We start from the raw sequence: 14137 nt of genomic DNA, 5'->3' as shown, positions 1-14137 counted from the left end.
AGTGAATTTACGTCGTGTCGTGCTCACAAGAACACCTTTCCGCAGAATCCAAGGATCCCGCTACTTCAGGTGTCCACCAACAGAGGTTAACCCCAGGTAGCGCTAAGTGTCGTTTTGACCCTTCAAAACGACACTTAGCGCTACTCAGATGGGCAGGATGAGGGCGGCCTGTGGATAACTTCGGCAGCCGCACTTCAGGCCTGCCACGATGGGCGAATGAAGGTTCCAACCCGATTACCCGAACACCTGGCTTCCCTGCCGTTCACCCTCCAGGAAGCCGTCGACGCCGGGATCAGCCGACGTCGACTCCGTCACCAGGGCTTGCAGTGGCCAAGCAGGGGAGTCCGGGTGCCCCGCGTTGGCGATGATGTCACCTTGGCTCCCCGGATCCGGCCCTTCACGTCGGTCACTGAGTTTGCTGCAGCTTCGCATGCGTCCGCTTTCCTCCTATGGGAGTTTCCCGGCTTTTTGCCCGGCAGCAGTGAGCCACTACTGCACATCTCGCGTCCTGACACGGTCTCCATCATGCGGCGACCCGGTGTGAAGGGGCACCGCGGGCAGTTCTTCGCTGACGAGGTAGTCAGCCATCACGGGTTGCTCATCACTTCGCGGACTAGGACCTGGCTTGATTGCTCCCGCAAAATGAGCGTCGAAGAGCTGACCGTGGTGGCCGACCACTTGCTTCGCGTCCCGCGGCCCGACTTCGAAAGCCGGTCTGAGCCCTATGCAACACGGGAGGACCTGGAGGACATGCTCGACCGGCACAAGGGGACGCCAGGAATCCGGAAGGCGCGTCTCGCCCTTGACCTGGCCCGCGTGGGGTCCGACTCTGCCCCAGAAACCAGGCTGCGGCTGGCGCTGGAGGACGCCGGCCTGCCCGAACCTCTCCTGAACGTGCCTACGGAGTTGCATGCCGGCGTCGTACGCCAACCCGACCTCAGTTATCCGGAACGAAAGGTCGCCGTTGAATACGACGGAGAGGGCCACTCGGAGACCGCGCAAATTGTCAGGGACATTGCCCGGGAAGAGGACTTCGTTCGGGCGGGCTGGATCCTGGTCCGAATCTCCAAGAGGCATATGCAAAACGAGGCCAGACTCGCCGTCGCGAAGGTTAGGCGGACGCTGCTGTCCCGAGGGTGGTCACAGCACGACTGATCGAAACTAGGTAGCGCTAAGTGTCGTTATCAGGCCCCAAAACTACACTTAGCGCTACCTAGTTGGGTGGGGGAGGCGGTCAGTCGAGGCGGCGCTGCCTGGTTTCGGGGGAGAAGAACGCCATCCAGAGAACAGCAAGGAGCACCAGGCCACCGGCGAGGGCGAAGGACGTGGCCAGGCCCAGCTCAGGCCAGAAGTAATTGGCGAAGATCAGCGGACCGAAGCCCGCGCCCAGGCGGGAAAACGTGGAAGCCCAGCCGAAACCGGTGCCGCGCAGCTCGGTGGGGTAGAGCTCGGAAACGTAGGCGTACAGGACCGGGATGGCCACCTGCACCACGAAGCCGAACACCAGCAGCCAGAACACCGCCGCCGTGGGGATGTCCACCACAATCGCCACGATCACCAGGGTCAGCGCGGACAGAGGTCCCGTGATGGCGAGAATCCATTTGCGGCCCACCCGCTCCACCAGCAGGGCCGCCACAATAACGCCCAAAAGCCCCACGGCGGCCATGGATGCTGTGGTGACAAACGCCTTGTACTCAGCAAAGCCGGCGCCGATCAGGATCCGCGGCATCCACGTCAGCGACAGGTAGTAGACCAGCAGGATGGTGAAGAAGAGGGACCATGCCGCAGCCGTGATCTTCCAGTTGAACTGCCACACGAGGCGCAGCTGGTGCCAGGCGCTGCCAGCGGAAAGCCGGGGCACTTCCTTGGCGTCGGGCAGGCTGTAGGCGCGCGGTTCGGCCCCCGTGGCCGCCACCAGTCCGTCGATGACCTTGGCTGCTTCCTCGCGCCGGCCCTTGCGGATCAGGAACAGCGGGGACTCGGGCACGCTCCGCCGGACCCAGAACACCAGCAGAGCAGGCAGCACCATCACCAGCATGGTCAGCCGCCAGTCACCGAACAGGCCCACCAGCCCAGCGGAGACGAAGCCGGCCAGGGCGGCACCCACCGGCCACCATCCGTCCATTGCCGTGAGGACCTTGCCGCGCTGCTTGCGGGGGGTGAACTCACCCACCAGCGCATAGTCCACGGGAATACAGCCGCCCAGCCCGAAGCCCGCCATAAACCGGAACACGCAGAACAAAATGAAGTCGGGCGAGAAAGCCCCCAGCACGGTGAAGAGGGAGAAGATCAGCAGGGTGGCCGTGAAGGCCTTCTTGCGCCCGATAGTGTCCGCGATGGTGCCCCACACAAAGGCGCCCAAGGCCATACCGATCAGGTTGGCCGTTCCCACCCAGGCGACCTCACCCGGGGTCAGGGCCCAGTGCGTGGAGAGCAGCGGAATGAGGATGCCATTGAGGGTCACATCCCAGGCGTCGAACATAAAACCAAGGCCGCCGATCACGAAAATCCTGCCCTGGACTTTCCATCGCCATGGCAGTTCCTGGACCACCTGCTCGCCGCTTGGCACAGTGGTGTAAGTATTCATCGCAGCCTCCTGCAAGAACTTTAGCCCGGCCCGCTGACGTTCACACTTCAGGCCGCACAGGGGGCAAACTGCACTTCGCGATAAACTGGCCGTATCCCCACCAACCGCGGCGTTGTTCCGCGAGATAAGACGGAGACATTTGTGAGCTTCACGCAGCATGAGCGCGTATCCATCGACCGAGTTCCGATCCGCCGGGCCCTCATCTCGGTTTACGACAAAACCGGTCTGGAGGAGCTCGCCCAGGGCCTGCATGCAGCGGGAGTGAAGCTTGTTTCCACCGGGTCCACGGCCAAGAAGATCGCTGCCGCCGGCATTCCCGTCCAGGAGGTCGAGGAAGTCACGGGTTCGCCTGAAATGCTCGATGGCCGCGTGAAGACGCTGCACCCGCGCGTGCACGGCGGCATCCTCGCGGACCGCCGCGTCCCGGCGCACATGGAAACGCTCACCAGCATGGAAATCGAGCCGTTCGACCTGGTGGTGGTGAACCTCTACCCGTTCGTCGAGACGGTGAAGTCCGGCGCTGCCCAGGACGATGTTGTGGAGCAGATCGACATCGGAGGACCCGCCATGGTGCGCTCCGCAGCGAAGAACCATGCCGCCGTCGCCATTGTGGTGGACCCCACCTTCTACGGCCAGGTAGTCGCCGCTGCCGCCGAGGGCGGCTTTGACCTCAAGACCCGACGCCGGCTGGCCGCCAAGGCGTTCGCCCACACTGCCTCGTACGACAACGCCGTGGCCACCTGGACCGCGAGCCAGTTCCTGGACGAAGACGGCGACGGGGTCATCGACTGGCCCGCTTACGCCGGCCTTTCGCTGGAACGCTCCGAGGTGCTGCGCTACGGCGAGAACCCGCACCAGCAGGCGGCACTCTACGTTGACAAGGCCGCCCCGGCAGGCATCGCGCAGGCTGACCAGCTGCATGGCAAGGCCATGAGTTACAACAACTTCGTTGACGCCGATGCAGCCCTGCGCGCGGCTTACGACTTCAGCGAGCCAGCGGTCGCCATCATCAAGCACGCCAACCCGTGCGGTGTAGCCGTCGGAGCGGCAGATGCAGCGGACCCCATCGCTGATGCCCACGCCAAGGCGCACGCCTGCGATCCCGTTTCCGCTTTCGGTGGGGTCATCGCCGCCAACCGCACCGTGACCGCGGGCATGGCCAACACCGTGAAGGACATCTTCACGGAGGTTGTCATCGCGCCGGGCTTCGAGCCGGAAGCAGTGGAAATCCTGTCCAAGAAGAAGAACATCCGACTGCTCGCGCTGCCGGAAGGCTACGGCCGGTACCCCTCGGAGATCCGCCAGGTTTCCGGCGGCGTCCTGGTCCAGGTCAGCGACAAAGTTGATGCCGACGGCGACAACCCCGCCAACTGGACCCTTGCCGCCGGTGAGGCCGCGGACGACAAGACGCTCGCGGACCTCGCCTTTGCCTGGACTGCCTGCCGGGCCGCCAAATCCAACGCCATCCTGCTGGCCCAGGACGGCGCTGCCGTGGGCATCGGCATGGGACAGGTCAACCGCCTGGACTCGTGCCGCCTGGCCGTTGAGCGGGCCAACACCCTCGGCGTGGAGGTTCAGTCCGACGTCGAAGGAGCCGGCGGTGCCTCAAACGCCAACGCTGCCGGTGCACCCCAGCGCGCCCGCGGTGCCGTGGCGGCATCCGACGCGTTCTTCCCGTTCGCTGACGGCCTGCAGATCCTGATCGACGCCGGCGTCCGTGCCGTGGTCCAGCCCGGCGGTTCAGTCCGCGACGAAGAAGTCATCGCCGCAGCCAACGCGGCCGGCATCACCATGTACTTCACCGGTGCCCGCCACTTCTTCCACTAATATCGCTGCGTCCACCCCGGCTCCCTGCTCTCGCGAGCTCGGGCCGGGGCCCTCGCCGGAGCGGCTCCACGGCCGGGGAACCCAGCTGGCATGGCCCAATCAATGAAGGCTTAACGAACGACGGCGCCTGTCCCTTTGAGGGGGACAGGCGCCGTTGTTGTTTGTTGGCTTAGTCGTCGCTGGCTGGAGGCGGGCCGGGCTTCGGAAGCCGGACCTCCCGGGGCTTGGCATCCGCCATCCGCTCCTCCGTCCAGTACTCGAGGACTTCCTCGCGCGTCTGGTTCAGGTCACTGCGGCTGACGGTCTCCTCGCTGGGAGGATCCTTAGGATGCTGCTGCACTGTTGTAAGCCTGCTGGATGACCGAACCCCAGTACGGGCCGTACATCACTGCCGAACGGTCGTAGCCGTAGCTGTTGATGGAGTTCTGGGTGCCGGCGGAACCGGTCGCCGAGCTGGTCTGAATGAACCACGGGCCGCCGGACGAACCGCCGGTCATGTCGCAGGGGATGCCCTGGGTCTTGAACTGCGCGTTGTAGGGGTCATTCGAAGCCGTGCCTGTGCAGCTCTTGAGGGTCTCACCGTTGAAGGGCGAGGCGGCAGGGTAACCGAAGGACTTGTAGGTCAGGCCCCGTGCCTGGTTGAAGGCGACTCCGGAAGCGCCAACGACGTCGGCCAAATACTGTCCGCTGCCGTTCCGGCTTACCACTGCAAACCCTGTGTCGTAGGTCATGTCCCCGCTGCCGCTCCACTGGGTGGGCGCAATCAGGGTGGTGGCCGCCCACTTGCCGTACGGGGCGGCCCCATTCTGGTAGGCAGGAACGAACACGAAGTTCGTGGCGAACGCTCCCGGTCCCTCATTCACGCAGTGGCCGGCGGTTGAAACCGTGCTCTTGTTCTGCGCAGATACGGAGTTGCCCGAGCACACGTAGTTGGCGCCGCCGAGGGTGAAGAAGACCTTGCCGATGTGCTTCACCGGGGTTTCACTTTGCGCGAGGGGCTGCTGCTGCTTGGCCCGGGTGGCCTTCACTTCGGCACTCTTGCCCTTTTCCACCAGCAGCGGGCTCGAACGGTTGCCCCGCTCCAGGGCCTTGCCTGCCAGGACGTCCCCGGGGGTGGCTGTCAGCATGCGTTCTGCCGTCCAGTAATCCGCTGCGCCGGCATTTTCGACAGCCGCACGGGTCACGGAGGGATTCTTTTTGTCCTCGGAAGCGGCCGGTGCAGCGGAGGCTCCGCCGGCCGCAGAGAGTGCCAGAACGGCTGCGGCTGAGAAGCTTAGAAGGCCGGTAGCCAGAGACCTGGTGCGTGTCATTGGTGTCCTGTCATAACGGGGAGGGGCCATGGGGAGGGCCGGAAGTGACGTTCCGAACTTATCGAGATATGACAGTTTTGTAAATAGGAGTGACTTATCATGTAGGGGTCCCGCGGGCGCTTCACCCCCAACCCGGGCAGGAAGCACGACGGCGGGCTGACGCACCTGGGCGGGCGACGCCGTCGGCCGTTCTCCATCGCTGTAATCCTCCTCACCGCCGGGGTAACCGTAGGGCGCCGGTAGGGTTCAAAGCCGTGCACTCGGGTAAGTTGTAGATGATAACCAAGCCGACCCACAGGGAGACGCCCGCGCATGTCCAAGATTATCTACACCCACACCGACGAAGCGCCGATGCTGGCTACCTATTCGTTCCTGCCCATCATCGAGGCCTTCGCCTCGACAGCAGGTGTGGAGGTGGAGACCCGCGACATTTCGCTCGCCGGCCGCATCATCGCCGTCTTCGGTGACTACCTGAACCCCGAGCAGCAGATCGGTGACGCCCTTGCTGAACTCGGTGAGCTGGCGAAGACGCCGGAAGCCAACATCATCAAGCTGCCCAACATCAGCGCCTCCATCCCGCAGCTGAAGGCCGCCATTGCAGAGCTGCAGGGGCAGGGCTACGCGCTGCCCGACTACCCGGACAACCCCTCCTCGGACGAGGAAACGGCCATCCGCTCACGCTATGACAAGATCAAGGGCTCCGCGGTGAACCCTGTACTGCGTGAGGGCAACTCGGACCGCCGCGCACCCCTGTCCGTGAAGAACTACGCACGCCAGAACCCGCACTCCATGGGCGCCTGGACCGCGGAGTCCAAGACCAACGTGGCCACCATGGGCAAGGACGACTTCCGTTCCAACGAGAAGTCCGTGGTCATCGAGTCCGAGGGCACCATCGCCATCCAGCTGGTCCGCGAAGACGGCTCCGTGAAGGTCCTGAAGAAGGCCTTCCCGGTTTTGGCCGGCGAGGTCATTGACGGCACCGTGATGCGCGCCGCCGCCCTGGACGAATTCCTGCAGGCACAGGTTGCCCGCGCCAAGGAAGAGGGCGTGCTGTTCTCCGCCCACCTGAAGGCCACCATGATGAAGGTTTCGGACCCCATCATTTTCGGCCACGTGGTCAAGGCCTACTTCTCCGAACTGTTTGAGACCTATGGCAAGCAGCTGGCCGCCGCCGGCATCAGCCCGAACAACGGCCTGGCCGCCATCCTCAGCAGCCTCGAGGACCTGCCGGAGGACGTCCGCGAAGGCGTGCAGTCCCTGATCAAGAAGGGCCTCGACGAGGGTCCCGCCCTGGCCATGGTGGATTCCGACAAGGGCATCACCACGCTGAACGTCCCCTCCGACGTCATTGTCGACGCGTCCATGCCCGCCATGATCCGCAGCTCCGGCCACATGTGGGGCCCGGACGGCAAGGAAGCCGACACGCTGGCGGTCCTGCCGGACAGCTCCTACGCCGGCATCTACCAGGTGGTTCTCGATGACTGCCGCGCCAACGGCGCCTACGACCCCACCACCATGGGTACTGTCCCGAACGTGGGCCTTATGGCGCAGGCCGCCGAGGAATACGGCAGCCACGACAAGACGTTCGAAATCCAGGAAGCCGGCACGGTGCAGATCGTGGACGGCTCCGGGAACGTCCTGATCGAACACGAGGTCTCCGTTGGTGACATCTGGCGCGCCTGCCAGACCAAGGACCTGCCCATCCGCGACTGGGTCAAGCTGGCCGTCACCCGCGCACGCGCTTCGCAGACCCCGGCCGTGTTCTGGCTGGACGAGGAGCGTGCCCACGACGCCACCCTCATCGCCAAGGTCAACGAGTACCTCAAGGACCATGACACCGAGGGCCTGGACATCCGCATCATGTCCCCGGTCAAGGCCATCGAGTTCACACTCGAGCGCATCCGCAAGGGCGAGGACACTATCTCGGTATCCGGCAACGTCCTGCGCGACTACCTCACCGACCTGTTCCCCATCCTCGAGCTGGGCACCAGCGCCAAGATGCTATCCGTGGTTCCGCTGATGAATGGCGGCGGGCTCTTCGAAACCGGCGCCGGCGGATCCGCCCCGAAGCACGTCCAGCAGCTGCTCAAGGAAAACCACCTCCGCTGGGACAGCCTGGGTGAATTCCTGGCACTGGCCGTCAGCTTTGAACACCTGGCCACCACCACGGGCAACGCCCGCGCCCAGGTCCTGGCTGACACCCTGGACCGCGCCACCGGCACCTTCCTGTTGGAGAACAAGTCCCCAAGCCGCCGTGCCGGAGAGCTGGACAACCGCGGCAGCCACTACTACCTGGCCCGCTACTGGGCCGAAGAGCTGGCCAAGCAGACGGCCGACGCCGAGCTGGCCGCCTCGTTCAGCTCCATCGCCGGTGAGCTTTCCTCCAAGGAGGAGACGATTGTGGGCGAGCTGGCCGAGGTCCAGGGCTCACCCGTGGACATCGGAGGCTACTACCGCCCGGATGACGCGAAGGCTTCCTCCGTAATGCGTCCGTCAGCCACGCTGAACAAGGTCCTCGCCACCCTGAGCTAGGGGCAGGGCTATCCAGCTCTGAGCAGGCAACGCCAAGAGGCGGTGTCCCGGATACCCGGGGCACCGCCTCTTTGCCTGTGGCTTCGCTTGTCGTGTGGCTGGGACTTTCGCGTAGCGCAGCAGCCAGCCCGCCGTCGTCGTGCGCTTTGATGTGGCGTCGTCCTAGTCCTTGCCCTTGCCCCCGTTGCCCTTCTTGTCGTCGCCGCCACCGTCCTCTTTACCGGTGGCCGGAGCTGGCGCGGGGGCCGGCGTCTGGGTGGCTGCCTCCTTTTGTGCGGCTTCCCGGGAGGCCTGGGCGGCAGCCGCCTCCTCAGCGACGCGCGCCTCTTCCGCTTTCTTGGCCGCCAACGACTCGTTAAGGTCGGCACGGACGGCCGCGGCGATCGTGGTGATGGTCTGCTGCCGGTCCTTGGAAACCTGCCCCTTGCTTTGTGCGGCGGCCAGGTCAGCCTCGAGGTTCTCCAGCGCTTTCAGTGCCGCGGCGGGATCGTTCCGTGAGGAGGCCTCGCTCACTTCGAGGACCCGCGCCTGGAGTTGGCGTGAGGCGGCCGGCTGCAGGCCTGTGTCGGTACTACTGCAGCCGGCCAACAGGCCGGAGGTCAGCACAGCCGCCATCACAGCTACGGCCAGCGATGGGCGCCATTTGGCATGCAGCCTCATGGTTCCACGCTCTTCTGGAGCTCCTCCAAGTGGTCGCCCAGGACGCCGGTCACGGTTGGGTAAGGCACGACGTCGGGCGTGGACTGGGCGTTCAGGCTCACCAGCACGGCCGCTGCAGCTGCTGCCACCACCAGGATCCCCAGAACCACGGCCAGCCAGATCCTCTTGCTGCGGGATGCTCCGGCAGGCTTCTTTCCGGGCTGTTTGCCCTTTGCGCCTGATTCCGGTGCCACCGGAGAGGCTTCGTTTGCAGGTTCCGCTGCTTCCCGGAGTTCATCCAGGGACTCTTCAGCAGTGATGGACGGAGGGTGGAACGGCATGGCCGGCAGGACCCGGGTGGTTTCCGGGACGAGCTCCCCGGGCGTGGACGCGGGTGAAACCAGAGCCTGCCGGAGGGCCGTCTCTATGTCCGCCGCGGCGGGACGTTCCAGCGGCTCGATCGCTGTCATGGAGCGGATCAAGTCGGCCCATTCCGTCGGCAAATCCTGGGGAATCTCCGGTGCGCGGTGCAGGCGGGCAACCGCTGACTCCACCGCACCGCCCGGGTATTCAACGGTGCCCTTGACGCACTCAAGCAGCACCAGTCCCAGGGAATAGATGTCTGAGGCGGGGGAGAGGGGCTGGCCAAGGGCCTGCTCCGGGCTGAGGTAAGCGGCCGTGCCCACCATGGTTCCCGTAGCCGTCAGGCGGGTGGCATCCGCAATCCTGGCGATGCCGAAGTCCGTGAGTTTGGGCCGCAGCGGCTCGCCGGGGCGGATCTGTACCAGCAGGATGTTGGCGGGCTTGATGTCGCGGTGGATGATTCCGAGCCCGTGAACGTACGCCAGGGCGTCGGCGATGCCGGCCCCGATGACCGAGAGTTCCTCGAGAGGGACACGGCTGTGCCGGATCCTGGTCCGCAGATCCTGGCCCTCCACCAGTTCCATGGTGAGGAAGGGCCTGGGTTCATCGGGTATGCGGTCGTCGATGCCGGCGTCGAAGAGTGTCACCAGGCCGGGGTGGTTGAGTGTCGCGAGAAGCTGGATTTCCGCCTCCTGGCGTTTCAGCTCGTCGGCGTCCGGCGCCTGCGGGGCGAAGAGCTTGAGGGCAACATCGCGGCCCAGGTTCTCGTCCCGGGCGCAGTAGACCGATGACATCCCGCCGCGGCCAATGACCTCACCCAACCGATAACGTCCGCCGACCACTTCATTCTTGATGGAGCTAGGCGATTCCGCCACCATACCGTTCCTCCCGGTGCGCTGCGGCACTGTCCTACCTCAAATTATACGGGCGGTGGAGTTAACGGAAGATTGGGCCCCGCACATCTGTTCTGCCACATGCCGGCGGCCCGTCGGCGAACCTCTAGCTTCCGCCGCCGGACCACCGGCCACAAGGACATGTGTGCTGATGACATGTTTGCGTGAATGTGAGTATTTGAGTCGTGTGCTTTTGCGGGGTCCTCCCTTCTCTCAGCCTGCTTGTTGCTGCCGCTTCAGGCGCATGGTGCAGGCACGGTCAACGAAGCGTTGGGCGCCTAGGACACCTTGCGCTTGCGGAGGAGGACCAGGAGGCCGGCCACCAGCAGCAGCAGGGCCAGCGGGACGAGCGAAGCGTCCATTCCCGTGTTGGCCAGGCTTGTGCTGCTCTTTGCCGTGCCGCCCTGAGCCGTAGCGCCGCGGGCACTGGTGTCGACGCCGATGGCGCCGCTCACTGCGGTGGACCCTGCCGGTGCTGCCGAAAAGCCGCCGGTACCTGCGTCAGTCCCGTTGTCCCCTCCGGTATTTCCGGTGGTTCCGGTATTTCCGGTGTTGCCGCCGGTGCCGGGGGCATTCGTACCCGGAGCGTTGGTACCGGGGTCAACCGTGCCGGTGCCTCCCGTGCTGCCATCGCCGGGGTTCTCCGTACCCGGAGTGCCAGTGCCCGGGTTTTCGGTGCCGTTGCCGTCGCCGCCCAGACCGATGCCGAGGTCAATGCCCAGATCTACTCCGGTGCCGGTTCCGCCAGTGTTGCCTGCGCCAAGATCGACCGCTGCGTCTACGACGACGCCGAGGCCGTCAGTGGGGCCGGTTTCGGTGTTGCCGAGGTTGAGGTCGACGGCTGCGTCTACGACGGCGCCGAGGCCGTCGGTGGGGCCGGTTTCGGTGTTGCCGAGGTTGAGGTCGACGACTGCGTCTACGGCGGCGCCGAGGCCGCCCGTCGTGCCGTCGGTGGCGGTGTTGCCGAGGCCGAGGTCAACGACGGCCGCTGCCGCGAGATCGGGGCTGGCAGTTTCGCCGGTCCCGGTGGCATTGCCGAGGTTTACGGCTACGTCTGCTGCGGCGGTTAGGTCGGCCGCTGCTGCGTCGGTGGCGGTGTTGCCGAGGCCGAGGTCAACGACGGCCGCTGCCGCAAGATCGGGGCTGGCAGTTTCGCCGGTCCCGGTGGCATTGCCGAGGTTTACGGCTACGTCTGCTGCGGCGGTTAGGTCGGCCGCTGCTGCGTCGGTGGCGGTGTTGCCGAGGCCGAGGTCAACGACGGCCGCTGCCGCGAGATCGGAGCTGGCGGTTTCGCCGGTCCCGGTGGCATTGCCGAGGTTTACGGCTACGTCTGCTGCGGCGGTTAGGTCGGCCGCTGCTGCGTCGGTGGTGCCGTCAGTTCCGGTTCCGGTGTTGCCGAGGTCGAGATCGACAACGGCGTCGACAGCGGTGTTGAGGCCGTCCGACGTCCCAGTGCCTCCTAGGTCCACGGCTACGTCTGCTGCGGCGGTTAGGTCGGCCGCTGCTGCGTCGGTTGCGGTGTTGGCGAGGCCAAGGTCAACGACGGCGGCCGCGGCGAGGTCGGGGCTGGTGGTACTTCCGCCGGTCCCTGTGCCGTTCCCCAGGTCGACTGCGGCATCCACTACGGCGACGACGGCCGTTGAATCGGACGGCGTTGGACCACCCAGCAGGCCCAACGACGTCGACTCAGCGGACGCCGCCGCCGAGATGAGGGCGGATGCGGATAGATCCGATCCGCTGGTCGTGTCTGCGGCGTTTGCCGCGGTGCAACCGAGGGCTAAAAGCCCGCCGGCAAAGAGGGTGCCAAGCATCCCCCTGCGAAGGTTGGAACTCATGATGATGTCTCCTGAGAAAGTTGAGTAGGGGTGCTTTCAGCAACCCGATTGGTCACGTTTCTGCCGCAAATGGGCAGGCGTGCCTCAACTAGTCAGGAGAAGAACCGGGGTCGAAGGACACCGGTGCAGGGGCATGCTCGGGGGTCTCACCGGCGCAGATGGCACCGGGAAGGGAAAGATCAAAGGTTAAGGGGTTCAGGAATGCAGCCGAACCGGGGGAACCGCCTGATGCCGATCCGCTTCCTGTGCCGGAGGAGCCAGGGGCCGCAGGAGCCTGGGCAGGCGCGGGCGAAGGATCGACCGTTCCGGGCAGGTCATCGCTGGAGTCGGATGCGCCGATCATTGCCCGAAGGGGCGCCGAAGCTTCTGCCAGGGATACGGCACCATCAGGGTTTGCGGCGGTATCCGGAGCAGCAACAACGGAGGATTCCGCAGGTGCCGCCGTCTCCGCCGTCGACTGTTCTGCGGTGGACGCTTCCGTAAGGACCATGGCGGCAGTCGCTGGAACTTCCTCCTCAACCGCCGCGACAGGCAGTTCGGGAAGCTCAACTGGCAGCGGAGCCGTGCCGGTCACCAGATCGGAAACCGGCTCCAGGACCGGTTCGAGAACGGGAAAAGTCCCAGCCACTGGTGGAACAACAGCGTCCACGACTGCTGCGGTTACTCCGTCCGCAACCTGAGCGATTGGAGCAGCGACAGACGTGACGCTGGCGGCGGGAACCACTTGGTTTACCACCGGGACTGCCGAAACGATATGGTCAGCGAGGCCCGAAACCTGGCCGACCACCGGCTGCAGCAGGCCTACAGGGGGCGCAGCCGCAGGAGATGGGGCAGGAGCAGTGTGGGCAGGAGCTTTTGGTGCGGGGCCAGCCAGCTTGTCCGTAACCGAAGACACGGAGCTCGTGACGCCGCCAAGCAAGGACGATGGGTCCGAGAGTGTATCGGCGGAAGCTGCCGAGGATGAAAAAGTCAACCAGGTAAGGGTTGCAGCCCCAGCGAGGAGCACAGGCCGGAGGGCACGCCATGGAGAAACGGCGTTAGCCATGCGTACCACCCCCAGTACTGTTGCATTTCGACGATGCCTACAGCCTAAGACTGGATGTTGCGGGAAGTCTAGGGTCTCCTAAAACAACTCGACAAAAGCGGAAAGCTTTGTAGCAAGCCCATGACAAGGCATCTTGTGCGGGTCATCTGATTGACTGCAAGGGTTCGAGGCGCCTCTACCGAAGGAGTGGTGGATTTCTGGGGGGGGGGGGTAACGGGGCATTTTCAAGCCTCTTCCCGGCCATATTAAGAACCCTGATAATAAAGATTCTGTCAAGCTGACGGCTGTGCGGTCCGAGGCACATCGACGACCCGGCAGGGGAGCGGATCACTCCAACTTTGCGTTGCGGAGGTACGGTGCTGCTGCGCGCAAGCATCGGTTCGTCGCCCTATTTCAGCCGTGACTGCTGTGGCAAACATGAGGACAGATGGCACCACCAAAATGCGCTCCGAAGAGGTTCTGGCGTTTCTCGATGATCCTGAATTGGTATAGGTTCTGCGACAGTCGAAGCTGCGGAATGGACTGATTTACCTCGGCCTCCCAGGACATCGCCAAGAACCTCGGAACCGGCAGCACGATTGACGACGCAATGACGCCGGCCGGAGCTGACATCGTAATAAGCGATTGAAGCGGAGTGGGGCAGCCAGTGAGAACATTGACCGCATTCAGCGCCAGCTGGGGCAGCAAAGTTATGCTTGTGGCACGTGCCAGCTTCGCTCGCGCGGACACCATTAAGAAAACAACGCTTGGCAGTCGAGGACGAGAGGGCCGAATTGGGTGTGCACGGGCTTGAGCTAAAGCTGCCCTCGAGGCCAGCGCCCAGCTCTGACCGTCATCACCCCCTCCAGCTATCAATAGCGAGTAGAAGCCCTCATCACCCCAGATCTGCAAAGCCGGGCAGATCATCAATGCTTCACCCTCAGTGAATGTGGCCCGAGCACTGATATGAAGTTCTTCGTCGGTGGTGATCTACTCCAACGACTATCTGATTCTTGGCCCGAATTTTTGTCGAAGGCCATGCGATACGATGACCTTTGCCTGGATTGGGCCAGCGACCTGCGGACTCTGACCGCCGCGTCCAGAACCCTTCGTATCTTGGAGAAGAA

11 protein-coding genes are annotated in these 14137 nt (G+C 64.5%); 3 read left to right on the top strand and 8 right to left on the bottom strand.

The genetic code is table 11. The features are described 5' to 3' along the window. Positions 1–234 precede the first annotated feature (234 nt). The gene (locus tag BMX78_RS23535; RefSeq protein WP_286139226.1) at positions 235–432 is read right to left on the bottom strand and encodes a hypothetical protein; all 198 of its coding nucleotides are present in this window, start codon (positions 430–432) and stop codon (positions 235–237) included. Between the two features lie 210 nt (positions 433–642). On the opposite strand from BMX78_RS23535, the gene BMX78_RS23530 reads away from it, so the two are divergent. Next, on the top strand, positions 643–1155 hold the full coding sequence (locus BMX78_RS23530) for a putative endonuclease domain-containing protein (RefSeq protein WP_286139225.1): 513 nt from the start codon (positions 643–645) through the stop codon (positions 1153–1155). Positions 1156–1234: 79 nt separating this feature from the next. Here the strand turns inward: BMX78_RS23530 and BMX78_RS22055 are convergent, their stop codons facing one another. After that, positions 1235–2587 carry an MFS transporter gene (locus BMX78_RS22055; RefSeq protein ID WP_091424614.1) on the bottom strand — a complete coding sequence of 451 codons (1353 nt, stop codon included), beginning with the start codon at positions 2585–2587 and terminating at the stop codon, positions 1235–1237. Positions 2588–2728: 141 nt separating this feature from the next. Here BMX78_RS22055 and purH point away from each other — a divergent pair, with 141 nt between their 5' ends. Then, on the top strand, positions 2729–4414 hold the full coding sequence (gene purH, locus BMX78_RS22050; RefSeq protein WP_091424609.1) for a bifunctional phosphoribosylaminoimidazolecarboxamide formyltransferase/IMP cyclohydrolase: 1686 nt from the start codon (positions 2729–2731) through the stop codon (positions 4412–4414). A 169-nt stretch (positions 4415–4583) separates the two neighbouring features. Here purH and BMX78_RS23220 read toward each other — a convergent pair whose 3' ends face one another. Both BMX78_RS23220 and BMX78_RS22045 read right to left on the bottom strand, forming a co-directional pair. Next, a complete protein-coding gene (locus BMX78_RS23220; protein ID WP_170850917.1) occupies positions 4584–4754 on the bottom strand; it encodes a hypothetical protein in 171 nt (56 codons plus the stop codon). Further along, a complete protein-coding gene (locus BMX78_RS22045; protein WP_091424604.1) occupies positions 4738–5724 on the bottom strand; it encodes a trypsin-like serine peptidase in 987 nt (328 codons plus the stop codon). Before BMX78_RS22045 ends, BMX78_RS23220 begins: the two co-directional genes overlap by 17 nt. A gap of 312 nt (positions 5725–6036) precedes the next feature. On the opposite strand from BMX78_RS22045, the gene BMX78_RS22040 reads away from it, so the two are divergent. Continuing rightward, positions 6037–8256: an NADP-dependent isocitrate dehydrogenase gene (locus BMX78_RS22040; RefSeq protein ID WP_091424601.1), complete on the top strand. Its 2220-nt coding sequence runs from the start codon at positions 6037–6039 to the stop codon at positions 8254–8256. Positions 8257–8418: 162 nt separating this feature from the next. Here the strand turns inward: BMX78_RS22040 and BMX78_RS22035 are convergent, their stop codons facing one another. The 4 genes from BMX78_RS22035 to BMX78_RS22020 form a co-directional block, all read right to left on the bottom strand. After that, complete coding sequence (locus BMX78_RS22035) at positions 8419–8916, bottom strand: hypothetical protein (protein WP_091424599.1); 498 nt, start codon at positions 8914–8916, stop codon at positions 8419–8421. After that, on the bottom strand, positions 8913–10136 hold the full coding sequence (locus BMX78_RS22030; protein ID WP_091424596.1) for a serine/threonine-protein kinase: 1224 nt from the start codon (positions 10134–10136) through the stop codon (positions 8913–8915). Before BMX78_RS22030 ends, BMX78_RS22035 begins: the two co-directional genes overlap by 4 nt. 293 nt (positions 10137–10429) lie before the next feature. Then, positions 10430–11986 carry a hypothetical protein gene (locus tag BMX78_RS22025; protein WP_139205074.1) on the bottom strand — a complete coding sequence of 519 codons (1557 nt, stop codon included), beginning with the start codon at positions 11984–11986 and terminating at the stop codon, positions 10430–10432. Positions 11987–12074: 88 nt separating this feature from the next. Further along, on the bottom strand, positions 12075–12959 hold the full coding sequence (locus BMX78_RS22020; protein WP_286139224.1) for a hypothetical protein: 885 nt from the start codon (positions 12957–12959) through the stop codon (positions 12075–12077). Positions 12960–14137: the final 1178 nt, after the last annotated feature.

The sequence above is a fragment of the Arthrobacter sp. OV608 genome (assembly GCA_900110595.1).
Taxonomy (GTDB): Bacteria; Actinomycetota; Actinomycetes; order Actinomycetales; family Micrococcaceae; genus Arthrobacter.
Note: the sequence above shows the minus strand (reverse complement) of the source record. Positions and strands in the feature narration are given on the sequence as shown.

Bases quoted from the DNA above. Each gene is read 5' to 3' on its own strand.
- BMX78_RS23535 (WP_286139226.1), bottom strand. From the start codon at position 432: ATGCGAAGCTGCAGCAAACTCAGTGACCGACGTGAAGGGCCGGATCCG.
- BMX78_RS23530 (WP_286139225.1), top strand. From the start codon at position 643: ATGAGCGTCGAAGAGCTGACCGTGGTGGCCGACCACTTGCTTCGCGTC.
- BMX78_RS22055 (WP_091424614.1), bottom strand. From the start codon at position 2,587: ATGAATACTTACACCACTGTGCCAAGCGGCGAGCAGGTGGTCCAGGAA.
- BMX78_RS22045 (WP_091424604.1), bottom strand. From the start codon at position 5,724: ATGACACGCACCAGGTCTCTGGCTACCGGCCTTCTAAGCTTCTCAGCC.
- BMX78_RS22040 (WP_091424601.1), top strand. From the start codon at position 6,037: ATGTCCAAGATTATCTACACCCACACCGACGAAGCGCCGATGCTGGCT.
- BMX78_RS22035 (WP_091424599.1), bottom strand. From the start codon at position 8,916: ATGAGGCTGCATGCCAAATGGCGCCCATCGCTGGCCGTAGCTGTGATG.
- BMX78_RS22030 (WP_091424596.1), bottom strand. From the start codon at position 10,136: ATGGTGGCGGAATCGCCTAGCTCCATCAAGAATGAAGTGGTCGGCGGA.
- BMX78_RS22025 (WP_139205074.1), bottom strand. From the start codon at position 11,986: ATGAGTTCCAACCTTCGCAGGGGGATGCTTGGCACCCTCTTTGCCGGC.